22 protein-coding genes are annotated in these 24,409 nt (G+C 69.0%); 6 read left to right on the top strand and 16 right to left on the bottom strand.

Going from position 1 to position 24,409, the window contains the following annotated elements:
• Window positions 1–304 precede the first annotated feature (304 nt).
• The 11 genes from AB2385_RS08105 to AB2385_RS08055 all read right to left on the bottom strand — a co-directional run bounded on the left by AB2385_RS08105 (window position 305) and on the right by AB2385_RS08055 (window position 11,184).
• On the bottom strand, window positions 305–1,432 hold the full coding sequence (locus tag AB2385_RS08105) for an ABC transporter substrate-binding protein (RefSeq protein WP_367654485.1): 1,128 nt from the start codon (window positions 1,430–1,432) through the stop codon (window positions 305–307).
• Window positions 1,433–1,448: 16 nt separating this feature from the next.
• Complete coding sequence (locus tag AB2385_RS08100) at window positions 1,449–2,216, bottom strand: ABC transporter permease (protein WP_367654453.1); 768 nt, start codon at window positions 2,214–2,216, stop codon at window positions 1,449–1,451.
• On the bottom strand, window positions 2,213–2,995 hold the full coding sequence (locus AB2385_RS08095; RefSeq protein ID WP_367654452.1) for an ABC transporter ATP-binding protein: 783 nt from the start codon (window positions 2,993–2,995) through the stop codon (window positions 2,213–2,215). Before AB2385_RS08095 ends, AB2385_RS08100 begins: the two co-directional genes overlap by 4 nt.
• Window positions 2,996–3,025: 30 nt before the next feature.
• Window positions 3,026–3,793 carry a sulfite exporter TauE/SafE family protein gene (locus AB2385_RS08090; protein ID WP_367654451.1) on the bottom strand — a complete coding sequence of 256 codons (768 nt, stop codon included), beginning with the start codon at window positions 3,791–3,793 and terminating at the stop codon, window positions 3,026–3,028.
• A 197-nt stretch (window positions 3,794–3,990) separates the two neighbouring features.
• On the bottom strand, window positions 3,991–4,296 hold the full coding sequence (locus tag AB2385_RS08085) for a YciI family protein (protein WP_367654450.1): 306 nt from the start codon (window positions 4,294–4,296) through the stop codon (window positions 3,991–3,993).
• A 112-nt stretch (window positions 4,297–4,408) separates the two neighbouring features.
• Window positions 4,409–5,989, bottom strand: a complete 1,581-nt coding sequence (locus AB2385_RS08080; protein ID WP_367654449.1) for a DEAD/DEAH box helicase — start codon at window positions 5,987–5,989, stop codon at window positions 4,409–4,411.
• Between the two features lie 133 nt (window positions 5,990–6,122).
• Window positions 6,123–6,992, bottom strand: a complete 870-nt coding sequence (locus AB2385_RS08075) for a ketose-bisphosphate aldolase (protein WP_367654448.1) — start codon at window positions 6,990–6,992, stop codon at window positions 6,123–6,125.
• 15 nt (window positions 6,993–7,007) lie between these two features.
• On the bottom strand, window positions 7,008–7,388 hold the full coding sequence (locus tag AB2385_RS08070; RefSeq protein ID WP_367654447.1) for a methylglyoxal synthase: 381 nt from the start codon (window positions 7,386–7,388) through the stop codon (window positions 7,008–7,010).
• 64 nt (window positions 7,389–7,452) lie between these two features.
• Window positions 7,453–8,463 (bottom strand): type I glyceraldehyde-3-phosphate dehydrogenase, encoded by a 1,011-nt coding sequence (gene gap / locus AB2385_RS08065; RefSeq protein WP_367654446.1) that lies wholly within the window; start codon window positions 8,461–8,463, stop codon window positions 7,453–7,455.
• 36 nt (window positions 8,464–8,499) lie between these two features.
• Window positions 8,500–9,711 carry an ROK family protein gene (locus tag AB2385_RS08060; protein WP_367654445.1) on the bottom strand — a complete coding sequence of 404 codons (1,212 nt, stop codon included), beginning with the start codon at window positions 9,709–9,711 and terminating at the stop codon, window positions 8,500–8,502.
• A 201-nt stretch (window positions 9,712–9,912) separates the two neighbouring features.
• Window positions 9,913–11,184: a competence/damage-inducible protein A gene (locus AB2385_RS08055; RefSeq protein ID WP_367654444.1), complete on the bottom strand. Its 1,272-nt coding sequence runs from the start codon at window positions 11,182–11,184 to the stop codon at window positions 9,913–9,915.
• Between the two features lie 118 nt (window positions 11,185–11,302).
• Here AB2385_RS08055 and AB2385_RS08050 point away from each other — a divergent pair, with 118 nt between their 5' ends.
• Genes AB2385_RS08050 through AB2385_RS08035 form a run of 4 tightly spaced genes read left to right on the top strand, consistent with a single transcriptional unit; the run spans window position 11,303 to window position 16,210 of the window.
• Complete coding sequence (locus tag AB2385_RS08050) at window positions 11,303–13,009, top strand: spore germination protein (RefSeq protein WP_367654443.1); 1,707 nt, start codon at window positions 11,303–11,305, stop codon at window positions 13,007–13,009.
• Window positions 13,006–14,199, top strand: coding sequence for a Ger(x)C family spore germination protein (locus AB2385_RS08045; protein WP_367654442.1), 1,194 nt, complete (start codon window positions 13,006–13,008; stop codon window positions 14,197–14,199). Before AB2385_RS08050 ends, AB2385_RS08045 begins: the two co-directional genes overlap by 4 nt.
• Window positions 14,200–14,227: 28 nt before the next feature.
• Entirely contained in the window at window positions 14,228–15,370 is a 1,143-nt protein-coding gene (locus AB2385_RS08040; protein ID WP_367654441.1) for an endospore germination permease, read from the top strand.
• A gap of 39 nt (window positions 15,371–15,409) precedes the next feature.
• Entirely contained in the window at window positions 15,410–16,210 is an 801-nt protein-coding gene (locus AB2385_RS08035) for a hypothetical protein (RefSeq protein ID WP_367654440.1), read from the top strand.
• Window positions 16,211–16,265: 55 nt separating this feature from the next.
• On the opposite strand, the gene AB2385_RS08030 is transcribed toward AB2385_RS08035, so the two are convergent.
• Together AB2385_RS08030 and AB2385_RS08025 are read right to left on the bottom strand one after the other, a co-directional pair.
• Entirely contained in the window at window positions 16,266–17,687 is a 1,422-nt protein-coding gene (locus AB2385_RS08030; protein ID WP_367654484.1) for an AAA family ATPase, read from the bottom strand.
• Window positions 17,688–17,791: 104 nt separating this feature from the next.
• Window positions 17,792–18,343, bottom strand: a complete 552-nt coding sequence (locus AB2385_RS08025; RefSeq protein WP_367654439.1) for a hypothetical protein — start codon at window positions 18,341–18,343, stop codon at window positions 17,792–17,794.
• A 441-nt stretch (window positions 18,344–18,784) separates the two neighbouring features.
• Here AB2385_RS08025 and AB2385_RS08020 point away from each other — a divergent pair, with 441 nt between their 5' ends.
• Window positions 18,785–19,867 carry a GTP pyrophosphokinase family protein gene (locus tag AB2385_RS08020; protein WP_367654438.1) on the top strand — a complete coding sequence of 361 codons (1,083 nt, stop codon included), beginning with the start codon at window positions 18,785–18,787 and terminating at the stop codon, window positions 19,865–19,867.
• 19 nt (window positions 19,868–19,886) lie between these two features.
• Here AB2385_RS08020 and AB2385_RS08015 read toward each other — a convergent pair whose 3' ends face one another.
• A complete protein-coding gene (locus AB2385_RS08015; RefSeq protein ID WP_367654437.1) occupies window positions 19,887–21,050 on the bottom strand; it encodes a M28 family peptidase in 1,164 nt (387 codons plus the stop codon).
• A 174-nt stretch (window positions 21,051–21,224) separates the two neighbouring features.
• Here AB2385_RS08015 and gtfA point away from each other — a divergent pair, with 174 nt between their 5' ends.
• Window positions 21,225–22,694, top strand: a complete 1,470-nt coding sequence (gtfA, locus tag AB2385_RS08010; protein ID WP_367654436.1) for a sucrose phosphorylase — start codon at window positions 21,225–21,227, stop codon at window positions 22,692–22,694.
• 108 nt (window positions 22,695–22,802) lie between these two features.
• Here gtfA and ybaK read toward each other — a convergent pair whose 3' ends face one another.
• Both ybaK and rimO read right to left on the bottom strand, forming a co-directional pair.
• Window positions 22,803–23,270, bottom strand: coding sequence for a Cys-tRNA(Pro) deacylase (gene ybaK, locus AB2385_RS08005; RefSeq protein WP_367654435.1), 468 nt, complete (start codon window positions 23,268–23,270; stop codon window positions 22,803–22,805).
• Window positions 23,271–23,338: 68 nt separating this feature from the next.
• On the bottom strand, window positions 23,339–24,409 hold a 1,071-nt coding region (gene rimO, locus AB2385_RS08000), incomplete at its 5' end, for a 30S ribosomal protein S12 methylthiotransferase RimO (protein ID WP_367654434.1).

Below are 24,409 nucleotides of genomic sequence, written 5' to 3'. Positions count from 1 at the left end.
GCGGAAAACGGTGTGGTCTTTATAGTTCATGTGGCAAAGATACCAGAAAGGTTTCCGTTCCGTCCAGTTGAACCGACCTGACCATTTGTCCCGATTTTCCATCCGCCAAGGGGACTATCCGCCGTGATTCCGATCTAATCGGGAGATGGCCCTTTCGAGGGGGCCCCGGCTGGTTCTCGCGCAGTGCAGCCAGGGAGGGGTCCCCGGCACCTCCGCACGGTGCGGCATAGCCCGAAAGTGGCACTCAAGCCCCCGCCCGTAGGCGGGGGCTTGCGCTCTCCAGCAGCGGCCGCGTGACAGCCCGTCAGTTGCCGTTCAGGTGATGCAGGTTCTCCCAGGTGACTTCCTTCCAGTCGGCGGGGGCCCGCTCCACGAAGCCGGCCTCCTTCATGAAAGTGGCGAACTTCACGAGGCCGTGCGGCTCGATGGTCCAGACGACGTCCGGATCGGTGATCTGTGCGATCAGCTCGTCCCGGTCGGTCTTGTCACCCAGCCGGATCATCAGGTCAGCCGCCGCCTCGGGGTTTTCCCGCACCCACTCGGTGGCCTCGGCGTACGCCTCCACCAGCGCCTGGTACACCTCCGGGTGCTCTTCCTTGAACCGGGCGGGCACCACCATCACGTTGAAGGTGTGCGGCTGCCCCATGGTCTCATAGGAGTCCACGATCTTCGTGATGCCCGGCTGCTGCCGCTCCCGCTGCAGATACGGCGGCGCGGTGTAGTGGAAGGTGACCTCGCTGCCGGCCAGCAGCGCCCGCTCGCCCTCCGGGTGCGGCATGGCCACCAGCCGCCCGTCCAGAGCCCGGGGATCGCCGAGCTGCTTCTGCGCTTCCATGGCCAGCAGCACGTGCTGCATGGAGTTGATGCCGGGCACCGCGATGCGGTCCTCCGGCCCGATGTCCTTCAGGCTCGTGGCGCCGGGCTTTGCGCTGTTCAGACCGATGGGCATATCCTGCATGGCTGCGCCGATCTTCCAGTCAATCCCCTTGGACCACCCGACGAAGAACGGCCCCAGGCCCATGAAGACCACGTCGGTGGAACCCGCCAGGACCGCCTCGGTGAGGGTCCCGCCGCCGCCCAGCTGCTGCTTGGTCACCTTCACGTTGATGCGCTTCTCGATCAGCTTGTGCTCGACCATCACCTCCACCGGCAGGTAGCTGGTGCCGAACTGGTAGCCGAGGCGGATCTCGCCGTAGTCCTTTCCGGCCGCAGCCGATCCGCCCTCCACCGGGTCGGCCGCCGGAGCGGCACCGGGGTCCGTCCCGGCCGCGGACCCCGCCCCGCTCGCTGCGTCGGGCGGCGAACCGCCGGACAGCGTCCCGCTGCCGGGGGACGCGCCGCCGGCCCCGCAGGCGGCCAGGAGCAGACCAGTCAGCAACAGGCCCAGCGCCCGCCGCACGGGCCCGGGCCTCCGTGATTTCCGCACAATCATCCGTTCCACGCCCTCCTCAACCCGCAGACATCCCCCATCTGCGGATGGTGCGATTCTCCAGGGCCGCAAACAGGAACTCGGCCAGCAGGCCCATCACGATGATGGTGACCAGGCCGCAGAAGACCCCGGTGGTGTTCAGGTTGTAGCGCTCGACATTGATCATCCAGCCCAGCCCGCCCGCCTGGCCGCTGGCGCCGAAGACCAGCTCGGCGGCGATCACCGTGCGCCAGCCGAACGACCAGGCGATCTTCAGCCCGGTCAGTATGTAGGGCAGGGCAGCGGGCAGGTAGACGTGTCGGATCAGCCCCCACCCCTGCAGCCCCAGGTTCTGCCCCGCCCGTTTCCAGGCGACGGGCACCGTCTCGAACCCGGTGTGCATGTTGAGCGCCACCGCCCACACCACCGAGTTGGCGATGACGAAGAGCAGCGACCGGGTACCGATGCCCAGCCAGAGCAGGGCCAGGGGCAGGAGGGCGATGGCAGGAAGCGGGTTCATGATGGCCGTGAGTGTAAGCAGGAGGTCGCGCCCCCAGCGGCTGGCAGTGGCCAGGGCCGTCAGCCCGAAGGCGACGAGGAGGCCGATGCCCATGCCCCCCAGCACGATTCGCAGCGTCTGGCCGGCGTAGCGCAGCAGACTGCCGTCGCGGAGGTATTCGCCGAAGCCCTGCAGCACCCGGCTGGGGGCGGGCACCAGCAGCGGGCTCACGCCGGCAGCCCGGACATACCCCTCCCACAGGGCCAGAAGCAGGGCCAGGATGAGCAGCCGGTTCAGCCCGCTTCTCATGAGGCCTTTTCCTCCGCCGTCTTCTCCTGCTCCAGGAGCTGGCGGATCAGGCGCCGGAGCTCGGCACCCTCCGAACGCTCCAGCAGCGTGAGGCCGGTGGTCGTGGGCTGGAAGATCTGCTTCACCCGGCCCGGCCCGGCGGTGAGGACCACGATGCGGTCGCCGATCACCAGGGCCTCCTCGATGGAGTGGGTGACGAAGAGCAGGGTCTGCTGCGTCTCGGCCTGCATGCGGTTGACCTCAGCCTGGAGCGCGGAGCGGCTCTGCGCGTCCAGCGCCGCGAAAGGCTCATCCATGAGGAGCACCTCCGGCTGCAGCACCAGGGCCCGTGCGATGGCGACGCGCATCTTCATGCCACCGGAGAGCTGGTGCGGGTAGAAGTCGCCCCACCGGCTCAGGCCCACCAGCGCCAGCACCTCCCCAATCTGCCGCCTCGCCTCGGCGCCGGTCACCCCCCGGGCCACGCGCAGGGCGAAGGCCAGGTTCCCGGCCACGGTGTACCACGGGAAAAGCTGGTCGAACTCCTGGAAGACGAAGGCCCGGTCAGGTCCGGGCCGGGCGACGGGGCAGCCGTCCAGGCGAACCGAGCCACCGGCCGCCGGCTCAAAGCCAGCGATGATCTTCAGCAAGGTCGACTTGCCGCACCCCGAAGGCCCCAGGATGACCACCTTCTCGCCCTGGTAGACGTCGAGGTTGATTCCTTCCAGGGCCGTCACGGTTCCCTGTCCCGTGCGGTAGGTGGCCGTCAGGTCGCGGATCTGAAGCTTCACGGGCCGCATCTCATCACCTCACAGGCGGGCGGGGTGGCCTCAACGCACCAGCAGGGCGACCCCCGTCCCCGCGATCATCAGGATCAGGGCGCGTGCGAATCCCCGGTCGGAGAGCCGACCGCCCAGCGCCTTGCCCAGCCGGCCGCCCAGCAGCATGAGCGGGAGGCACGGCAGGCTCAGGGCCAGGTGCCGCGACTCGAGCACGTCCAGGTACCAGTACGAAACCAGCCGGAACGTGTCGACCACGAAGAGCGTCAGCGTCAGCGAGGCCACGAAGGCGGCCTTGCCCAGCCGGGGCAGTAAGTACATCGAGAAGAAGAGGCCGCCCGAGTGGGCGATGCCACTCACGATACCGCCGCCGAACCCGAGGAGGGCCGCCACGGCCGCCTGCTGGAGGGCCGGGCGCTCCCGTGCCGCCCGCACGGGCCCATCGGGCGGGTCCGGCGCTTCCCCGTCCTGCCGCTGCAGCCGTACCGTCTGTGCGGCGGCGAAGGCGAGCGCGGCCAGGCCGATGGCGCGGCGCACGCTGGTGGCGGGGGTCCAGGCCAGAAAGTAGCTGCCCAGAGCCAGGCCGAAGAGGGCGGTGGGCAGGAGCCGTCGGAGCAGCGGCCAGTCCCAGCGCCGCCAGTGGGCCCCGAGGGCGGCGACGCTGCTGAGAAACATGATCGGCGCCGTCATGCCCATGGCCAGCCGGGGCTCCAGGAACAGGGCCAGCACCGGGCCGAAGAGAACGCCGGCACCGAGGCCGAAGGCGCTCTTCACGAAGCTGGCACCGAGGCCGACGAGGGCGAGAATCAGGAGCTCCAACCGGGATCGCGCTCCCTTCCTCCCCACCTGTATGCCGGGGCCGCTCCGGGCGGCCCCTGCCGCTTTCTGCCAGAGGGGAGCGGGCGCGCGAAAAGGGGACGGCCCGTCCGGCGCCGTCCCCCTCACGCGTCCTCTCTGTTCGTCCCTCAGCGCTAGCACCGCCTGCACGTCGGCCGGCCGCCCCGCCTCCCTTCCCCTCAACCCGCCGGCGAGGGTCTCTCCAGCGGCCGCCCCTCGCCGCCCGTAATCACCCAGGGGCGCACTTCCCAGTCCTCCGCCCCCGACGTGACCAGCGGGTCGGCCTGGGCCACGGCCTCCGCCTCGGCCAGCGACCCGGCCCGGATGATCGTCATGCCGCCGCTCTTGTCGGCGAACGGCCCGCACAGCACCAGCTGGCCCCGGGCCTGGAGGCGCCCGAGGTGTTCGTAATGGGCGGCCATCAGCTCGGCCGTGATCGCACGCCCCGGCCGGCGGGTGAGGCGGATCATGTACACGGTCTCCATCCCCATCCCTCCCCTGCCATGGTACATGGCTTGTCAGGCGGCCGGACAGAGCCAAAGCGGCCGCTGACCGTCCGAAAACGGTCAGCGGCCACCCCCCTCTGTGTGTATCTCTTTACCGCGGCTTGGCGGGCTCGATGTTCACCTGGTACCCGCGGATGGTAGCGCCCTGCATGGCCTGCATCACCTGCGGGGCCACCTCCTTCGGCACCTCGACGAAGGTGAACCGGTCGTAGATGTTGATGAGGCCGATAATCGAGCCCGGGATGTTGGCCTCCGTCGCGATGGTGCGCACGATGTCGGCCGGCTGGATCATCTGGGCCCGACCCACGTTGAGGAAGAAGCGCACCATCCCGGCCTCGGCCCCGGTGTCGCCGAAGTCCACCTGCGGCGGCTGGGCGGGCTTGCTCTCGCCGGAGACCAGCTTCAGCGCCGCCGCCACCAGGTCGGTGGGATCGTACTCGGAGAGCAGTTCCTCGGCCATCTCCTTGTACGGACCGAGCTGGTTCTCCTCCACCACCTTGATCAGTCGCTCCCGGAGCTGCTCCCGCTGCTTCTCGGCCACGTCGCTGAGCGACGGCACCGGCCGGCGCTGCAGACGGGTCTTGATCACCCGCTCGATCAGGCGCAGCTGGGGAAACTCGCGGGGCGTCACCAGCGTGATGGCGGTGCCGGTACGCCCCGCCCGGCCCGTGCGGCCGATGCGGTGGACGTAGCTCTCGGGGTCCTGGGGAATGTCGTAGTTGAACACGTGGGTGACGTCGGGGATATCCAGGCCGCGGGCCGCCACGTCGGTGGCGACCAGCAGCTCGATGTTCCCCTCCCGGAACCGGCTCATCACGCGGTTGCGCTGGGCCTGGTTCATGTCGCCGTGGATGCCCTCGGCCTGATAGCCGCGGGCCTGCAGCGCCTCCACCAGCTCGTCGACGCCCTTCTTCGTGCGGCAGAAGCAGATGCCGCGCTCGACGTTCTCGATGTCGAGGATGCGGGTGAGCGCCTCGGTCTTGAACGAGGGCCGCACCTCGTAGAAGTACTGGTCAATCTGCGGCACGGTGAGCTGCTGCGGCGTCACCGAGATCGTGATGGGGTCGCGCATGTAGCGCATGGCGAGCTGGCGGATTTCGGGCGGCATCGTGGCCGAGAAGAGCAGGGTCTGGCGCTCTGTGGGCGTCGACTGCAGGATCTTCTCGATGTCCTCGATGAAGCCCATGTCGAGCATCTCGTCGGCCTCGTCCAGCACCACGATGCGCACCTGGGAGAGGTCCAGCGTGCCGCGGCCCAGGTGGTCCAGGATGCGGCCCGGAGTGCCGATGACCACGTCGACCCCGAACCGGAGCGATCGGATCTGCCGCTCGATGGACTGGCCCCCGTAGATGGCGATCGTCTTCACGCGCGCGTATTTGCCGATTTTGGTAATCTCCTCGGCCACCTGAATCGCCAGCTCGCGGGTGGGCGTGAGCACGAGCGCCTGCACCGCCCGCAGCCTGGGATCGATGCGCTCAACGATCGGCACGCCGAAGGCCGCCGTCTTGCCCGTGCCTGTCTGCGCCTGGCCGATCACGTCCTTGCCCTGGAGCAGCGATGGGATTGCCTGCTCCTGAATGGGCGAGGGCTCCTCGAAGCCCATGTCGTCCAGTGCCTTGAGCACCTTGTCCGAAAGTTCCAGGTCTCGGAACGTCAACTTGGTCTCAGCCATCTCATCTCTCCTCAATTCCGGGCCCCTTCACCCATGTTCTATATATTCTAGCGCACTCTTTCCCAGCCGTGAAGAGCCATGTGCGCTTGCTCACAATTCCCGGGTCTCTCTTCGCGACGCCGGCCTGCTGCGCCTACACGCGCCCCGAGGAGCCGAACAGGCGCATCTTGGCCTTCGTCACTTCCTTGACCTTCTGGCGGGCCGGACCCACCAGGTGGCGCGGATCGTCGACCCCCGGCTTCTTCTCCAGGGTCTCGCGGATGCCCTCGACGAAGGCCAGCTTCAGTTCGGTGCCGATGTTGATCTTGGAGACCCCGGCCGCGATGGCATCCTTGATCATGTGGTCGGGGGTGCCGGAGCCGCCGTGCAGCACCAGGAAGCAGTCTGGCGCCACGCGCTTCACGGCCTCGTAGATGCGCCCCATGCGCGGGATGTCGAGCTTCGGCTCGCCCTTGTAGAGGCCATGGGCGTTGCCGATGGCCACCGCCACCGCGTCGACGCCGGTGTCCTGAACGAAGCGGGCCGCCTCCTCGGGTTCCGTCATGGCAGCCTCGGCCTCGCTGACTACAATGTTCTCCTCCACACCGCCGATTCGGCCGATCTCGCCCTCCACCGTGGCGCCCACGGCGTGGGCCATGGCGACCACCTGCCGGGTGATGGCCACGTTCTTATCGTAGTCGTAGTGGGAGGCGTCGACCATCACCGACTTGAAGCCGGCCATGATGCACTGCGTGGCCACCTCGAAGGACGGCCCGTGGTCCAGGTGGGCTACGATGGGCACGGGCGCCTGCTCCGCCAGGGCCTCGATGATCTCGGCCAGGGGCCGGAGTCCCCCGTACTTGATGGCGCCCTCCGAGACGAGCAGGATGGCCGGGGAGCGCTCCTCGATGGCAGCCTCGATGACGCCCTGGATGGTCTCCAGGTTCTGCACGCCAAAGGCCCCCACGGCGTAGCGGCCCTTCTCGGCGGCAGCGCAGACCTCACGCAAGGATACGAGCGGCACAGCGGTTCCCTCCACTCACTTCGTGTTCTTGAGGCGGATCAGATCGTCGGCGAACATACGGGCGGAGCCCAGGTTGGTGGCCACCGGGATATCGCGCACGTCACACAGGCGCAGGAGGCCCTGCACGTCAGGTTCGTGGGGCATGGCCGTCAGCGGGTCCCGCAGGAAGATGACCATGTCCAGCTGGCCCGTGGCCACCAGCGAGCCGATCTGCTGGTCGCCGCCCAGAGGGCCCGAGAGGAAGCAGTGGACCGGCAGGCCGGTGTGCTCCTTGACCAACTTGCCCGTGGTGCCCGTCGCGAAGAGTTCGTGCCCCTCGAAGGCGGACCGGTTCTCCGCCACGTACTTCAGCATGGCCTGCTTGCGATTATCGTGTGCAATCAGGGCGATGCGCATCGGCGACCCTCCTCAAACTAGATTCCGCCCCCCACCGGGGCGATGGGGGGCGGCATCGTGCAGGCTACAGGCCCTTGGCCGCGATGTAGGCCGCCAGGTCGACCATGCGGTTGGAGTAACCCCACTCGTTGTCGTACCAGGCGAGGACCTTCACCAGGTTGCCCTCCAGCACCATGGTCGACGGGGCGTCGACGATGGAGGAGTGCGGGTTGCCCTTGAAGTCAACCGAGACCAGCGGCTTCTCCTCGAAGGCCAGGATGCCCTTCATCGGCCCCTCGGCGGCCGCCTTCAGCGCCGCATTGACCTCCTCCGCCGTGGTGGAGGTAGCCAGTTCGGCGGTGAAGTCCACCACGGAGACGGTCGGGGTGGGCACACGCAGCGCGAAGCCGGTGAGCTTGCCCTTCAGCTCGGGGATGACCAGGGCGACGGCCTTGGCGGCGCCGGTGCTGGTGGGGATGATGGAGAGCGCAGCGGCGCGGGCCCGGCGCAGGTCCTTGTGCGGGAAGTCGAGGATGACCTGGTCGTTGGTGTAGGAGTGGACCGTGTTCATCATGCCCTTGACCACGCCGAACTTGTCGTGCAGCACCTTCACCACGGGAGCGAGACAGTTGGTGGTGCAGGAGGCGTTGGAGATGACGTGGTGCTTGGCCGGGTCGTACTTGTCCTGGTTGACGCCCATGACGATGGTGATGTCCTCGTTCTTGGCCGGGGCCGAGATGATCACCTTCTTGGCGCCGCCGTGGGTGATGTGCACCTGCGCCTGCTCCTTGTCGCGGAAGCGGCCCGTGCACTCCATCACGATGTCAACGCCGTGGTCCTTCCAGGGGATCTGGGCAGGATCCTTCTGGGCGTAGACCCGGATCTCCTTGCCGTTCACGATGATCGAGTTCTCGGTGGCGGAGACGTCCGCGTCCAGGATGCCGAAGTTCGAGTCATACTTCAGCAGGTGCGCCGAGGTCTCCGGCGGCGTGAGGTCGTTGATGGCGACGACCTCCACGTCCGGCCGCTGCAGAGCAATGCGGAGCACACGCCGACCAATCGAGCCGAAGCCGTTGATACCAATGCGGACCGTCATGGCGACTCCTCCTTCTTCTGCGTGTACCTGTGGTTGCTATTTCAAGTTGGGGGAGCGGAAAAGCTCTTCGATGACCAGTGCGGCCCCGCCCAGGGGCCCCGCGTCCTCACCCAGGGAGGTCCGGATGATCTGCACCCGTTCCCGCAGGGTGGGCAACGCCCGCCCGAGAGCGGCCTTGCGCAGCGGCTCCATCAGGTGGTCGCCGGCGCGGCTCGTGCCGCCGCCCACGATCACCATCATCGGGTTGAGCAGGTTGATCATGGAGCCGATGCCGAGCCCCAGGTAGTAGCCGGCCTCGGATAGTATCTCCAGCGCCACCCGGTCGCCCGCGTTGGCCGCCTCGATCACGGTGGTGGCGATGATGCGCGACGGATCGCCGCCGCACAGATCGCGGATCAACGTCTTCTCGCCGGCCGCCATGCGCTCGGCCGCCCGGCGGGCGATGGCCAGGGCGCTGCCCATCGTCTCGAGGCAACCGTCGCTGCCGCACCGGCAGCGGGGGCCGCGCTCCACCACGATCGTGTGGCCGATCTCGCCCGCACCCTGGTGGGCGCCACCGTACAGGTGCCCGTCGATGATGATGCCGGCCCCGAGGCTCACGCCGACCCGGATGAACGCCAGGTTATCCACGCCCCTGGCGGCGCCGAAAGAGCGCTCGCCCCACGCCATTGCCCGGGCGTCGTTCTCGATCCGGACAGGCAGCAGGAGCCGCTCTTCCAGGATCTGGGCCACCGGCAGGTCGTGCACGTCGTAGTGGGGCGAGTAGCGCCAGATGCCCTTCTCTGCGTCCACCACGCCCGTGATCCCCACGCCGACCCCCGCCACCGGGACATGGCGTGCGCTCTTCGGCACGCAGGCGAGCAGGTCCTCCACCGCCCGCTGAACCCGGCCGATCTCGACCAGCGGGTCAGCCGACTCGACCCGCTGCTTCCAGCGCTGGACCACCGTGCCGTTCAGGTCAGCCAGCACGGCCCGCACGTGGCCGGCGCCGAGTTCGGCGCCGATCACCCATCGGGCCCTGGGGTTGAAGCGCAGGAGAATTGGAGGGCGGCCGCCGGAAGACTCGCCGGTGCCGATCTCCTCCACCCAGCCCTCCGCCAGCAGTTCGGCCACCACCGCTGAAACGGTCGGGCGGGTCAGCCCGGTCTGTTCGGCCAGGTCTGCCCGCGAGATGGAGCCGGCCGAGCGGACCAGACGCAATACCCGCTGCTTGTTGATCGCCCGGATGAGTTCCGGCCCGACCGGCACAGCGTTCACCTCCAGCTTACGTAAAGCTGCTTAACGAAGTGGCCTAACGGAGAGCCGCTTTACCAGCGGCTTCCGATTCTATCTTGCCGTATCGTGGGTGGTGTGTCAAGACGCTCCGTAAACGAGATTAACAAAGAGTTGAACCCCCCTGTCGCAGGGGCGAGACAGGCGGGCGCCGTCCCCCGGCGCCCGCCGCGCGGTCTACGGCACCAGCCCCAGCAGATACCGCCGCACCAGGGCGAGGGCGTGCACCGCCGCCCGCTCCCGCACCTCCTCCCGGTCGCCGTACAGCCGCACGGTCTCCGCCCAGACCCCGGGGGAAAGCGCCCCGGCGCCCCGCGCCGCCAGGCCGAAGCAGACGGTGCCCACGGGCGTCTCCGGCGTGCCGCCCCCGGGCCCGGCCACGCCGGTGGTGGCCACCGCCACGTCGACGCCCGCCCGCTCCAGCGCTCCCTGCGCCATCGCACGGGCCACCGGCTCGCTCACCACCCCGTGGGCGGCGATAAGGGCCTCAGGCACCCCGAGGAACTGCACCTTGGCCTCGGCGGCGTAGGTGACGAAGGCCATCCGGAAGTATGCCGAGGAGCCGGCCACGTCGGTGATGCGCTTGGCCACAAGCCCGCCCGTGCACGACTCCGCGGTGGCCACCGTGAGTCCCCGCTCGGTGAGCAGCCGGCCCACCACCGCCGCCAGGTCCTCGTCGTCCACGCCGTAGAGGTAGCGGCCCAGCCGCGCCCGGATCTCCGCCTCCACCGGGGCGATTCGGGCGAGCCCCTCCTCCTGCCCGGCCGCCCGCGTGGCGAGACGCAGGTGGACCTCGCCGGTCTTGGAGTAGGTGGCGAGGGTCGGGTCGCTCTGGCCGGCCAGCAGGTCCTTCAGCCTGTCGGCCAGGGCCGACTCGCCGATGCCCACGAACCGGAGAGTCCGGGTGACCAGTCGCAGCGGCCGACCCCCGTTCCGCGCGGTGAGATAGGGAACCACATGGTGGGCGAACATGGGCTGCAGTTCCCCGGGCGGCCCCGGCAGGAGCACGACGGCCTTGCCGCCCTCCGCCGGGATGATCAGCCCCGGAGCGGTGCCCCGGTCGTTGGGCAGCACCGTCGCCCCGGCCGGCACCATGCACTGCCGCCGGTTGTTCTCGGTCATCCGCCGGCCGCGGACGGCGAACCAGGCCTCGAGATCCCGCAGCAGCCCCTGGTCGAGCTGCAACGGGCGCCCCGTCACCGCCGCGGCCACCTCGCGGGTGAGGTCATCGTCGGTGGGGCCGAGACCCCCGCAGGCGATCACCACGTCCGCCCGCCCGAGGGCCTGCTGCAGCACGGCCCGCAGCCGCTCGGCGTTGTCGCCCACCACCACCTGGTGGTGCACGTCCACGCCCAGTTGAGCCAGTTGCTGGCTCAGGTACTGGGCGTTGGTGTTCAGGATCTCACCGAGCAACAGTTCGGTGCCCACGAAAACCAGTTCAGCGTTCACGGAAACACCATCCCCTTCCGCTCGAAGGTTCGCCGGTTGCCTGCCCCAGTCCTGCGCCGCAGCATGACCCGCCGCGGAGGGCGCATACTAACCGAAGCGGTACCGGGGGTGGTGAAGGTTGCGGTATCGTGCCTCAGCACGCGGTGGCGCCCCTTGCACCCTGCGGCAACGGCGGGAAATCGAGCAGTCCCGGCAGCTCACGGCCTACCTGAGCGCACTGGGGCTTCACGGCGAAGCCCGCCTGGCTTTCCGGGCGGCCAGCTCCGCGCACGCCCGCACCAAGCTCCTGGAACTGCTGCGACGGCAGGCTGACCTGCCCGTGCCCTCCTCCCTGGACCAGGTGCGGGCGTTGATCGGCCTCTACTTTGGCCAGGCCGAGGACCTGATCTACCGGGACTTGCAGCTGGGCGGCGGCCCGATGGCCGTGGCGGTCTTCCTGAACAGCCTGGTGGACGAGAAGCTTCTGGAGCGGAACCTGAAGGTGCTCATCGCCCCTCCGCCCCAGGGGCAGGGTCCGGAGTCGTGGACCAACGTGGCCACGTACGTCCGGCTCCGTCTGGCCACCTCCCCCGAGACGAACGAGACCCGGAACCTCGACCAGGCGGTGCAGTGGATCGCCGAGGGGCGGACGCTGCTCTTCATCGCCGGCTCGGACCGGGCCATCGCCATCAACGTCACGGGCGGGCCGCACCGGGCCGTGGAGGAGTCCAAGAGTGAGCGGATCATCCGGGGGCCGCGGGAGGGCTTCGTGGAGTCGCTCCAGGTGAACACCACCCTGATCCGGCGGCGCATCCGGGACCCGCGTCTCAGGATGACCATGCTCACGGTCGGGGAGATCACTCACACCCGGGTGGTCGTCGCGCACATCGCCACGGTGTGCAAGCAGTCGCTGGTGGACGAGGTGCTGCACCGCCTCAGGCGCATCCGGATCGACGGAATTCTGGACAGCGGCCAGGTGGCGGAGTTCATCGAGGATACCCCGTGGACGCTCTTCCCGCTCATCCGTTCCACCGAGCGGCCGGACGTGGTGGTCGGGTGCCTGTTGGAGGGCCGCTGCGCCATCATCGTGGACGGCAGCCCGTATGCCCTGGTCGTCCCCGGCTCCTTCGTGGACCTCGTGCAATCCGCCGAGGACCACTACGAGCGCTTCCCGGCGGCTTTCCTGATCCGCATCGTGCGGCTCCTGTTCGCCCTGGTCGCCCTCTTCGGCCCCTCCCTCTACGTGGCCATGACCACCTTTCACCGCGAGATGATCCCCACCAACCTCTTGTTCTCGATCATGGCATCACGGGAGGGAGTGCCCTTCCCGGCCGTGCTGGAGGCGCTGATCATGGAACTGGGCTTCGAGATCATCCGGGAGGCCGGTGTGCGGATGCCGACCCAGCTGGGGCAGTCGGTGTCGATCGTGGGTGCGCTCATCCTGGGCGAGTCGGCCATCCAGGCTGGCATCGTGTCGGCTCCCATGATCATCACCGTGGCGGTCACGGGCCTGGCGTCGCTGATGCTGCCCGACGTCACCACGTCGCTCGCCCTCCGGGTGCTGCGGTTCCCCATGCTCCTGCTGGCGGGCACCTTGGGCGCCTACGGCCTCACCCTGGGCGGCGCCGCCCTCCTCATCCACCTGCTCAGCCTGCGCTCCTTCGGCGTCCCCTACATGGCCCCCTTCGGGCCTTTCCTGCCCTCGGACTTCGATGACACACTCGTCCGCATGCCCACGTGGGCCCTGGTCAGGCGCCCGGCCAGCATCGAGCAGACCGACACCCGCCGCGCGCAGCGGAAGAAAAAGCCCCGGCCGCCACGTCAGGGCGGGGGGAGTTCCGCATGAGGCGGGCCGTCGCCCTCCTGCTCCTCCTGCCGCTGCTGACGGGCTGCTGGAGCCGCCGCGAGCTCAACGATCTCGCCCTGGTGGTCTCGGTGGGCATCGACCTGGTCGAGCCCGCCGTTTACGAGGTCACCCTCGGCGTGGCCGGTCCGGGTGCGGCGGGGTCCGGTGCGGCCGGGGCCGGCGGGGGCCAGCAGGGCGGGGAGCGACAGCCCGTGAAGATCGTGGTCACCGAGCGCGGCCGCAGCTTCGCCGGCATCCTGCGGGCTGTGGAGTTGCGCCTGCCCCGGCGCATCAACCTGACCCACGCCCTGTGGGTGGTGGTCGGAGAGCGTCTGGCGGAGCACGGCATCGGCGACAGCCTGGACTTCATCCTGCGCGCACCAGAGTTCCGACTGCAGGGGATGATCATGATGATACGCGGCCGATCGGTGCGGGAGCTCCTGGAAGCTCACCCGCTGATGGAGGCCCTGGAGAGCAAGGCCCTGACGGAGATCGCGCAGGCGCGCATCGGCCTGGAGATGCGGCTGTGGGAGTTCTTCTCTGCCCGGGCGACCGAATACCGGGCCGCGATGCTCCCCATCGTGGAGCTGGTCGATACCCCCGACGCCGGTCCGATCGGGCAGCGGTACGTCGCGAAGCTGGGCGGGGCCGCCATCATGCGAGAGGACCGGGTCGTGCTGTACCTGGATGCGCAGGAGGTGCGGGCGATCAAGTGGCTGCGAGGCCACGGCCGGGAGGGCGTGATCACCGTGCCGTGCGGCGAGGAGCCCGGCGCTCAGGACATCTCGTTTCGCATCACGCGGGCGTCGGTGCGGACGCGCACGGCCGTAAAGGGCAACCGGCCGCATTTTGACCTGATCCTCCAGGGGCGTCTTCGGGTCTCTGAGATGCAGTGCCCGCGCCCGCTCACCGATCAGCAGGTGCAGGCAGAGTTGGTGGCCCGGGCCGAGCAAGAGCTGCAAGATCTGGTCATGCAGGTCATCCGCAAGCTCCAGGAGGCCGAGGTCGACCCGCTCTTCTTCGGCGAGCGCATCCGGGCGCTGTACCCCGGCGTGTGGCGGCAGGTGGGCGGGAAGAACTGGGGGAAGACGTGGCGGGAGAGCCCGGTCCATCTCACTGTTGACCTCCGGCTGGACACCACCGGCCTGATGAGCGACCCGCTGCGGGCCAAGTCCGGGCCGGAGGGATAGCGGCAGCGCAACGAAGGAGGAGGTGCGCGTGTCACAGCGATTCCGAGCGGCTGGATCCACGGGCGGTATCGCCCGGATCAGCCACCAGCAGCTCCTGTGCCTGGTCTACACGCTGCACTTCACCGCAGCGGTGCTGGTGCTACCCGCAACCCTGGCCCGGTACGGGCACAGCGGCGGCTGGCTGGCCCCTCTGCTGGCTTTCGCCGTGTCCGCCCTGCCGGTCTCGCTGCTGCTCGCCTTGGTGGTACGCCAGCACCCGCAGCGGGGGTTCGCAGACCTGGCATGCCACCTGCTGGGACCCTTCCTCGGGCGCCTGCTCGGCCTGCTGACCGGGGTGTTCAACCTTCTGATCGCGGCGCTCTGCGTGCGGGACGTGGTGGAGGTCACACCGGTGGCCATCCTTCCGGCCACGCCGACGTGGGCGGTGGCCGTGCCCTTCATCCTCGTGGCGGTGTACGGGGCCTACTCGGGGGTGGAGGTCATGGCGCGCCTCTCCTTCTTCTGCGTGGTCGCGACACTGGTGGTCGTCGTGCTCTCCGTCGGCACCCTGACCGGCCTGATCCACCCTCTGCGGCTCCTCCCCTTCTTCGACCGGCACCCGCTGCAGCTGGTCATGGCCAGCTGGTCCTCCATCGGCTGGTTCGCCGAGTGCTGGTCGTTCCTGGGCCTGGCGGTGCTGGTGGACCGGCGGGAAAAGGTCGGGCGGGCGCTCGTGCTGGGCGCCGCCTTTGCGGCCGTCATGCTGATGACCTTCACCGCGCTGGCCATCACGGTCTTCGGGCATCAGCTCGTCGCCGAGTTTACCTTCCCCGTCTACTCGCTGGTCCAGCAGGTCACCATCGGCGAGTTCGTGGAGCGGCTGGACGTGTTCATGTTCTCGATCTGGCTGGTGGGCATGGTGGTGAAGACATCCACGCACTTCTGGCTGGCGGCCGACGGTGCCGGGTTCGCCCTTGGCCTGAAGAATGAGTCCACGCTCTACCCGGCGCTGGGGCTGATCGCCTTTGTTGTGACGACCCTGATTCCAAGCCTGTCGTGGCTATTCCTTTTCTCCACTGAGACGTGGACCCCCCTGTCGGTCAGCCTCGGGCTGGGCGTACCAGGCATCCTATTGGTGGCTTCCTGGGTGCGCCAGAGGCAGCAGCGGCAGCAGCGGGAAATGGGCGCCTGAGCGCCGGTTCCACGCAGAGCGCAGTGAGGAGGCGGTGACGTGCAGCGAGAGCAGAGGCAGCGGCCCGTGCGCAGGACGGTCCGGCAGCAACCGGAAGATCCCCGGGACGGCGGCAGGGAGCGGCTGTCTGGGGGTCCGCCGGAAGGCAGCGAGCAAGGCGCCGCCGCGGGCCCGCCAGGGGGCGAGGGGCGGCAGCGACCGGAAGGCCCGCCGGAAGGCGGTCGGCGCCAGCAGCCGCCCGCGGGTCCGCCGAGGGGCGACGGGGCATGGGCCGGGCCTGGCGGGCAGCAGGGCGGAGCCAGACGCCAGGAACCGCCCGCCGACGCGCCGCCCAACCCGTACGGTGATCTGGCGGCGCAGATGCTGACGGCCCTGCACGAGGCGAAGCAGGAGCTGGCCAAAGAACTGGAGGCCAACCTGAAACAGCTCAAGGCGGTGCTGGAGGAAACCCAGCGCATCCAGCGGCAGATGGAGGCGGTGCTGCGGGAGGCGAAGGCCGAAGCCGGCCTGCGGGAGCTATCCGATCAGGGGGCCCCCCAGTCTGCACGCGGCGGAGCGCGCCCACCGGAGTCGGGGGCCCGGCCACAGAGGCGCGCCGACCGGCCTCCCCGGGCGGAGGCCGGGCCACACGGAGGCGGCCAGCCGCAGACGGGACCCGGGGCTGGCCCACCGGAACACGGCGAGCCCCGTCCGCAGCCCGGCGCCGGTCCGGCGGGCCAGCCCGGCCCGTGGGGCCAGGGCGCCTCCGGTCCGCAGTCGGACAAGGTACCCCAATGGCAGCCCCCCGACGCGGGCGGGGCGCAGGAGCCGTCGTCGTGGCAACCCCCCGTGGTCCACTAGAACGCCAGAGCGCGCAGAAGCGGCACCCGCGGGTGCCGCTTCCTTTGTCGCTCTGCTACGCTTCCACGGGCACGGCCGGTCCCTGGACCGGCGGCAGGGGCGGGGCGTCCGCCAGCAGCCGCCGGATCTGGTCGCCATCCGCGACCTCGGCGTCTACCAGGATTTCGGCCACCTGCTCCAGCACCGGGCGCCGCTCGGCCAGGAACCAGGCGACCATCTCCCGCTGGTCGGCGATGATCTGCTGCACGACGGCGCCCTCCAAATCCCGGTTGAGGGTTTCCGGATCCACGATGCCCAGCTGGCTCAGGCCGGCGTGGACGATGTGCCGGGCCAGCCGCACCGCCTGGTCGAAGTCGTTGGCGGCCCCGGTGGAGGCCTCACCGAAGACGAGTTCCTCCGCGAGGAAGCCTGCCAGGGCCACGCGGATGCGCCCCTCGAGCGCCGTCCGGGTGTGGAGGTACCGGTCGTCCGCAGGGTGGGTGCGCACATAGCCCAGCGCCTGGCCGCGCGGGGTAATGGTGACCGTGGCCACCGAGCCGGCCTCCACCCACTCGCCGACGAGGGCGTGACCGGCCTCGTGGACGGCCACCCGTCGCTTCTCCTCCGGCGTGGGCTTGCGGTCGAGCTTCTCGCCCAGCATCACCTTGTCCACGGCCTCCACGAAGTGGCGCTGGTGGACCTGCCCGAGGCCCTCCCGCAGGGCCAGGATGGCCGCCTCATTGGCCAGCGACTCCAGGTGGGCCCCGGAGAAGCCGAAGGTCTGCCGGGCGATCGCCTCCAGGTCGACGTCGTCGGCGAGGGGCTTCTGCCGGGTGTGCAGCTGCAGGATGGCGAGGCGCGCCTCCTTGTCGGGCAGGTCCACGCTGACGGTGCGGTCGAAACGCCCGGGCCGCAGCAGGGCCGGATCCATCATGTCCACCCGGTTGGTGGCGGCCATCACCAGCACCTGGACCTCCTCATCTACGGCGATGCCGTCCATCTGGGTGAGGAGCTCGTTCAGGGTCTGGTCGTACTCCATGTGGCTGGTGTGCGAGCCGCGCCGGGCGCCCAGCACCTCCACCTCGTCGATGAAGATGATGGCCGAGTTCTTCCGCTCCTTCCGGGCGGTCTCCCGGGCCCGGCGGAAGAGGTCGCGCACCCGCTGGGCGCCGACGCCGGCGTACATCTCCACGAAGCTCGAGCCACTGGCGGCCAGGAAGACGGAGTCCGTGTGGTGGGCTGCCGCCTTGGCCAGGAGGGTCTTGCCCGTGCCGGGCGGTCCGGTGAGCAGGATCCCCTTGAGAGGCCGGATGCCCATGCGGGCGATCTGGTCCCGCCGGGTGATGAACTCGATGGCCTCCATGAGTTCCTTCTTCGCCGCGGCCTGCCCGCCGATGTCGTCGAACCGAACGTCGGGCACCGAGACGGCGCCCGAGGCCGCCACCTTCGTGGTCGAGGCCCCCCGCAGCGCCCCGGTCTGGTACAGGGCCAGGACCATGGCGCCCAGGAAGAACACGGGCAGCACGTTATACCCGCTCACACCCAGAAAGATCAGCAGCGCCACCGAAACGCCCAGTGCGATCTCCCATCCGGGAAAGCTCTTCACTGACCGGCACCCCCCGTCACCGGAACTGCCACGGGCCAGCCGGGGCGGTCGACCACGCTGTACAGATACTCGTCGCCCTTGCGCACGGTTACGTAGACGCGCTCGCCGTCCACAGCCACGTCGGCCTCGGCGCCGAGGGCCTCCACCTCCGCGGCGATGCGGTCGGCCATGGCCACAAACGCGCCCGTCGCCACGCCTTCCTGCACGTAGAGGTCCAGCCGGGTGGCCACCGCTGCGAGGGCGGCCCCGCGCCGGTCCGCCACGGCAATCGTGTACGGAGCACCGGCCAGGATCTGGCGGGCCTGCCGGTCCACCGCCGTGTAGGTCGCCCTGAGACTGGCCCCGGGGCCGGGGGCAATCCGGATCTCCTGAATGTCGCCCACCCGCTCCACCTGGTACGAGTCGAGCCCGTCCACGCTTGCGAGCGCAGCGGCCAGGGGCTGGTCCACTGTGCGGCTCTTCACCAGCTGGCTGCCACCGAACAGCCCGCCCAGAGTCACCGCCAGGGCCGCCAGCACCACCGGCCAGCGCAACTGCCGCAGATTCACGCCGCGTCCCCCCTGATGCGCCACGCAGAAAGCGCAGCCACGAAGACGCGCTTCGTGGCCGTTCTCTTCTTTAACGCGAAAGTTATCATCGAACATAAACAGTGTAGCATGACGGCGATGGCGCAGCGACCGGTACTTTCTGTGCCCGTACGCAGTTCCGTGCCTGGGCTGCTGGTGGATGCTGCCCAGTCTCCCAGTGCGGCGACTGTGCGGCGCACACGTCCCCGGGGGCGGCGCGGGCAAAATACTCTCGTCACGATTCTGTTACGAGATTGTAACACTCATGCGGTATGGTAGAGGTGTGTTGAACCCCCTCTGTGTGTTTCTCTCCTGGCGGTCCGCGTCGGACCGCCCCTTTTTTTGCGCGCAGGAGTTTCAGCAACATTGTTGAAGCTATTGATCAGGGCCCGATCTCGGTGGCGCAGAGGAGGTATGCAGTCCATGAACGGCAAGCAGCGCGAGTGGGTGGAAGCCTTTCGGTCGCAGCAAGACCTCTACCGGTCGTTCGGGGAGTGCATGCTGCAGGTGCTGACCGAGCTCTTGAGCAACCGCAACATCCCCATCAACTCCATCACGTACCGCGTCAAGGATGTGGACGCGCTGGCCGAGAAGCTGACCCGGCCCGGAAAGGATTATGAGAGCCTCACCGATGTCACCGACCTGCTGGGCCTGCGGGTGGTCACCAACTTCGCGGACGACGTGGACCGCGTGGTGCGCATCATCGACCGGCACCTGGACGTGGACCCGGACCACTCCGAGGACAAGCGGCCCTACGACCCGCACTGGTTCGGGTACGCGTCGGTCCACCGGGTCTGTTCCCTGCCCAAGGCGATGCTGGAGCGGCCCGAGTACGCCCGGTTCGCCGGTCTGCGCTGCGAGATTCAGGTGCGCTCCATCCTGCAACACGCCTGGGCCGAGATCGAGCACGACCTGGGGTACAAGGTGGCCGGCGGCATCCCCAACAGCCTGCGCCGCCGCTTCTCCATGCTGGCCGGCCTTCTCGAACTGGCCGACGACCAGTTCATGCTCCTCCGGGACGAGCTGACGCTCTACTCCACCCGGGTGGTCGCCCAACTCCAGCGCAACCCGGAGGCCGTGGCGCTCGACACCATCTCGCTCGAGACGTTCATCCGGAACAGCCCCGTCGTCCAGAAGCTGGACGAGGAGATCTCCGAAATGCGCGGCCGGCCGCTCATGGGGCCGACCAAGGCGGTGCTGGAAGCCCGGGTCGAGGAGCTCACGTACCTGGGTGTGAAAAACATCAAGGACCTGGCCACCGCCCTGGAGGCGTCGCAGGAGCTGGTGCGGTCCCTGGCACACAAGATCTACCGCGACGACCGCCGCCGCGGCCTGCCCATGTCCCGGGGCAGCTGCCTCAGCCTGCTGGTGCAGGTGCTGATCGGCCGGCTCGACAGCCTGGAGGAGGTCCGTACGCTGCTCGACCGGTTCAACATCGGCGCCCCGGCCGCCCGGGACGAGCGTGCGATCCTCCTGAAAGAGATGGCGCAGGGCCTGATGGTATAGCGGGCGCCGCCACCGGGAATCAGGCGGCGCCCCGCTGGGCGGCAAGTCTCCGGATATACTCCTTCAGGAACTCCTCGGTGAAGCTCACGAGATCCTTGTCCACGTGCTCGATAGTGTCGCTGTACCAGTGGTAGTTGGGCAGCGACCCGTCGGGCAGGAACGCCAGGAAGCTGATCGCCTGGTAGCCCTGGGCAGCGGGGATCATGGCGTCGGTGGGCAGGAGCAGGTTGGGCTTCGCCTTCACCTTGCCCGCGTGCTCCTCCGCCATCCGGCGGGCCAGGTCGACCAGGTCGGCACCGAAGCGGTGGTAGAGGGTCATGCCCTCGCCTTCCAGATAGGTCAGGGTGCCCCCGCCCAGGTTGTCGAGGTTGATGAAGTACGTGGTCGACGGATCATACCGGTACTGGCGCAGGAAGGCCTTCATGCCCCGGGTGCCCACCTCCTCGGCCCCGGTGAGCACGAAGTGGAAGCGCACCCCGGGCAGCGGGTGAGCGGCGAAGTACTCCGCCAGGGCGAGGGTGAGGGCGGCCCCGGTGGTGTTGTCGTTGGCCCCGTTGATGTAGCCGCCGCTGAAGGCACAGGCGAGCAGGAAGGCGATGTGCAGCGCCAGCAGGACGGCACCCACGGCCAGCAGGACCGCCGTCAGGCGCGCCCCGGGCAGCAGGGCCTGCAGCAGGAGCCCCACCAGCATCACGCCCAGCGAGCCGTAGGCCACGTTAAGGTAGGTCTGCACGTGTCGCGCGAACCGCGGATGGAAGAGCCAGGTGGCGTGCTGGGTGTCGAGGTGTCCCGACACGACCACCGTCAGCCGCTGGCCCTCCCCCTCCGGGGCCCGGGCGATCACATTCTGGGAGTTCACCCTCGGCGTGTAGGCGTCGAGGTCGAGCCCCTTGCCGGACATCTCGCCTGCCAGGGGAATCAGGAGCAGCAGGGCGAAGACCAGCCCCACCCACGGCTGCCACCAGTACGCGATGGCCGCCGCCCCCAGGTAGCCGGCCATGATCACGGCGGGGCCGATGTAGAGCGTGTCGCGCGGGGCCCGGAACCGCTGCACTTCCACGTCGTAGCCCATGTCGCGCAGCCACCCGGCCGCCTCCTCCGCCGCGGCGGCCTCCTCCCGGCTGCCCACGGCGCGGTGCGGATACCGGGTGAGCCGCTCCAGGTACGTCCAAGCGCTGTTCATCGCAGCCACTCCTTTCAGCGCGGTTCCACCGCCCAGGCCTGGCCTGGGCGCCTCTGCGCGAGAGTTTCGCCGCCGGGCCCTGGCACTCCTCTCCCATTCGCCGGGGCTCCTCACCCCCGAAATATCCGCTATACTAAATCTCACGTGTAGCAACTGGAAAGGAAGAGGCTCACGATGCCCGTCAGAAACCAAGTGCAACTGATCACCTATCCGGACTCACTGGGCGGCAACCTGAAGGCGCTGAACCAGCTGCTCCAGACCCACTTCGCCGGCCTTTTCGGGGGCGGGGTGCACATCCTGCCGCCCTTCCCCTCCTCGGGCGACCGGGGGTTCGCCCCGCTCACCTACAGCGAGATTGAGCCGGCCTTCGGCACCTGGGACGACATCCGGGCCATCGGCCGGCACCACGACATCCTCGTAGACGTCATGATCAACCACATCTCCCAGCGCTCGCCTTACTTCCAGGACTTCCTGCGCCACGGCCGCGCCTCGCGGTGGGCCGACCTGTTCCTCACCCTGGACAAGGTCTGGCCCGACGGGCAGCCGCGGCAGGAGGACATCGACCGGATGTTTCTCCGGCGGCCCCGGCCGTACTCCACCTTCACAATTGCGGCTACGGGTGAGCAGATCTCGGTCTGGACCACGTTCGGGCGCGAGGACCCGTCGGAGCAGATCGACCTCGACCTGCGCTCCCCGCTCACATGGCAGCTGCTGCGGGAGTGGTTCGGCCGGTTTGCGGAAAACGGCGTGAAGATCGTGCGGCTGGACGCCGTGGGCTACGTGGTGAAGAAGCCGGGCACCTCCTGCTTCTTCGTGGAGCCCGAGATCTGGGAGGTGCTGGGCGAGATCAAGGGCCTGGCCGACTCCCTGGGCATCGCGCTCCTCCCCGAGGTGCACGCGCCCCTCCCGCTGCAGAAGAAGCTGGAGGAGCGGGGCTTCTGGGTCTACGATTTCGTCCTGCCCTTCACGGTGCTCTCGGCCCTGCACACCGGCTCCGGGGAGCGGCTGGCGGGTTACCTCCGGGTCTGCCCGCGGCATCAGTTCACGATGCTGGACTGCCACGACGGCATCCCCGTGCTGCCGGACCTGGAGGGGTGGATCGACGTGGCGGAGGCCAGGCGGGTGGTGGACACCTGCATCGCCCGGGGCTCCCGGGTAAGCCGCATCCTGGGTGAGCAGCACAAGGGCGAGGGCGGCCTCGACGTGCACCAGATCGGCGGCACGTACTACGAGGTGCTGGGCCGGGACGACGACGCGTACATCGCCGCCCGGGCCATCCAGCTCTTCGCCCCCGGGGTCCCGCAGGTCTACTACGTGGGCCTGCTGGCCGGGGAGAACGACGAGGAGGCCTACCGGGCCACCGGCGACTACCGGGCGGCCAACCGGCACAACTACACGATGGCCGAGGTGGAACAGGCCCTGCAGCGGAACGTGGTGCAGCGGCTCTTCCGGCTGATCCGCTTCCGCAACGCGTACCCGGCCTTCGGCGGCGAGTTTCGGGTGCTGGACGGTCCGCCCCACCAGGTTCGGCTCGAGTGGACCAGGGGCGACCGGCGCTGCCGGCTGACGGTCGACCTGCAGGCCCGCACGGCGGATATCGACTACGTGGACGAGGCCGGCCGGGAGGTGCGCTGGCGCGCCTGATGGCCCCGGCGCCAAGGCCGTGCCCGGGCGCCATCGGGTCGGCTGGCCCATGGGATACAGCGAGGCCACGGCGGTGCCGCCGTGGCCTCTTCCCTGTTGGCACTCCGGTTAACGGGTCAGGGCGGCCAGCTTTGCCCCCGTCGCCCGGATCAGGTCCGGGCCGCTGAGCACCAGCTGGAGCCCCCGCTGGCCGGCGCTCACGGCCAGCCGGTCGATGATCTCGGCCGTCTCGTCCAGATAGTACGGGTAGTGCTTCTTCATTCCCAGGGGCGAGACGCCGCCCCGAACGTAGCCCGTAAGCCCCTGGATCTCCCGCACGTGGACCATCTCGACCTTCTTGTTCCCGCTTATGGCTGCCAGCTTCTTCAGGTCCAGCTCGGCGTTGCCGGGGATGGACGCGACCATGACCCCGGTCCTGTCGCCCCGCACCACCAGGGTCTTGAACACCTGCTCCGGCGGCAGGCCGATCTTGCGGGCGACGGAGACCGCGTCCAGCTCCTCCTCGCTCCACTCGTACTCCCGGAGTTCGTAAGAAACCCCCAGCTGATCGAGGATACGTGCGGCAATGCTCTTCATGGGTCCCGGCTCCTTTCACAGATCACGACGGCCCGACACGCAGGCGGCGTGCCGGGCCTTTCTGCGCCTTACTGGTGGCGCGTCGGGGTGAAAACGGGAAGCGAGAGGTCCTCCTCCAGGGCCACCCCGTCCACGGTGAGCGGTTCGGTGGTCCGGCCCAGCAGGTCGTAATCCTGCACGCCGGTGATGCGCACCTGCACCATGTCGCCCGGCCTGAGCTGCGCGTGCGCCGGCGCCTGGAGGAGCACCACGCCGTCGATGCCCGGCGACTGGCGGTAGCAGCGGCCCACGTACCAGCCGCGCCCTTTGGGCGAGCGGCCCTCCACCAGCACCTCCAGCTCCCGGCCCACCTGCAGTTGGTTCCGCTTCCGGGCGATCTCCTGCTGTACGGCCATCGCCTGATCCCGCCGGGCAGCCCGCACCTCCTCCGGGATCTGCTCCATCTTCCCCGACTTGGTATCTTCCTCCTGGGAGTAGGCGAAGACCCCCACGTGGTCGAACTCGCAGGCCCGCAGGAAGTCGAGGAGCATCTCGAAGTCTTCCTCGGTCTCCCCGGGGTGGCCGGCGATGAAGGTGGAGCGCAGGCAGATGTCGGGCACCCGCTCCCGCAGCTTGCGCACCAGGCGCAGGTACCCTTCCGCGTCCGCGGGCCGGTTCATGATGCGCAGCACCCGGTTGGAACCGTGCTGCAGCGGCAGGTCGAGGTAGTGGAGCACCTTGGGCTCGGTGGCGATCACGTCGATCAGCTCGTCCGTGATGCGGGTGGGGTACGAGTAATGGATGCGGATCCACCGGATGCCGTCGACCTGCGCCAGTTCCCTGAGCAGCGTAGCCAGCATGGGCTTCCGGTACAGATCCATGCCGTAATAGGTGGTGTCCTGCGAGATTACCACCAGCTCCCGCACGCCCATCTGGCCCAGCCGCCGGGCCTCGTCCACGATGGACTCCATGGGCCGCGACCGGTGGCGCCCCCGCATGAGCGGGATGGAGCAGAAGGCGCAGGCGCAGTCGCAGCCCTCGGCGATTTTGATGTAGGCGGTATAGCCGGGGGTGGCCAGCACCCGGTCGAAATTCCAGTCGGCGATGGCGTCGGGGTCCGAGATCTGCTGCACCCGCTGGCCGGCCAGCACGCCCGCCAC

Origin of the sequence: Symbiobacterium sp. (genome assembly GCF_040797425.1) — a bacterium.
GTDB lineage: Bacteria > Bacillota > Sulfobacillia > Symbiobacteriales > Symbiobacteriaceae > Symbiobacterium.
Note: the sequence above shows the minus strand (reverse complement) of the source record. Positions and strands in the feature narration are given on the sequence as shown.

Coding starts and splice junctions, on each gene's coding strand:
- AB2385_RS08070 (WP_367654447.1), bottom strand. CDS start 7,388: ATGCGCATCGCCCTGATTGCACACGATAATCGCAAGCAGGCCATGCTG.
- AB2385_RS08085 (WP_367654450.1), bottom strand. CDS start 4,296: ATGGAGACCGTGTACATGATCCGCCTCACCCGCCGGCCGGGGCGTGCG.
- AB2385_RS08105 (WP_367654485.1), bottom strand. CDS start 1,432: ATGATTGTGCGGAAATCACGGAGGCCCGGGCCCGTGCGGCGGGCGCTG.
- AB2385_RS08015 (WP_367654437.1), bottom strand. CDS start 21,050: ATGAACAGCGCTTGGACGTACCTGGAGCGGCTCACCCGGTATCCGCAC.
- gap (WP_367654446.1), bottom strand. CDS start 8,463: ATGACGGTCCGCATTGGTATCAACGGCTTCGGCTCGATTGGTCGGCGT.
- AB2385_RS08095 (WP_367654452.1), bottom strand. CDS start 2,995: ATGCGGCCCGTGAAGCTTCAGATCCGCGACCTGACGGCCACCTACCGC.
- AB2385_RS08080 (WP_367654449.1), bottom strand. CDS start 5,989: ATGGCTGAGACCAAGTTGACGTTCCGAGACCTGGAACTTTCGGACAAG.
- AB2385_RS08030 (WP_367654484.1), bottom strand. CDS start 17,687: ATGGTCCTGGCCCTGTACCAGACCGGGGCGCTGCGGGGGGCCTCGACC.
- gtfA (WP_367654436.1), top strand. CDS start 21,225: ATGCCCGTCAGAAACCAAGTGCAACTGATCACCTATCCGGACTCACTG.
- AB2385_RS08020 (WP_367654438.1), top strand. CDS start 18,785: ATGAACGGCAAGCAGCGCGAGTGGGTGGAAGCCTTTCGGTCGCAGCAA.
- AB2385_RS08045 (WP_367654442.1), top strand. CDS start 13,006: ATGAGGCGGGCCGTCGCCCTCCTGCTCCTCCTGCCGCTGCTGACGGGC.
- AB2385_RS08100 (WP_367654453.1), bottom strand. CDS start 2,216: ATGAGAAGCGGGCTGAACCGGCTGCTCATCCTGGCCCTGCTTCTGGCC.
- ybaK (WP_367654435.1), bottom strand. CDS start 23,270: ATGAAGAGCATTGCCGCACGTATCCTCGATCAGCTGGGGGTTTCTTAC.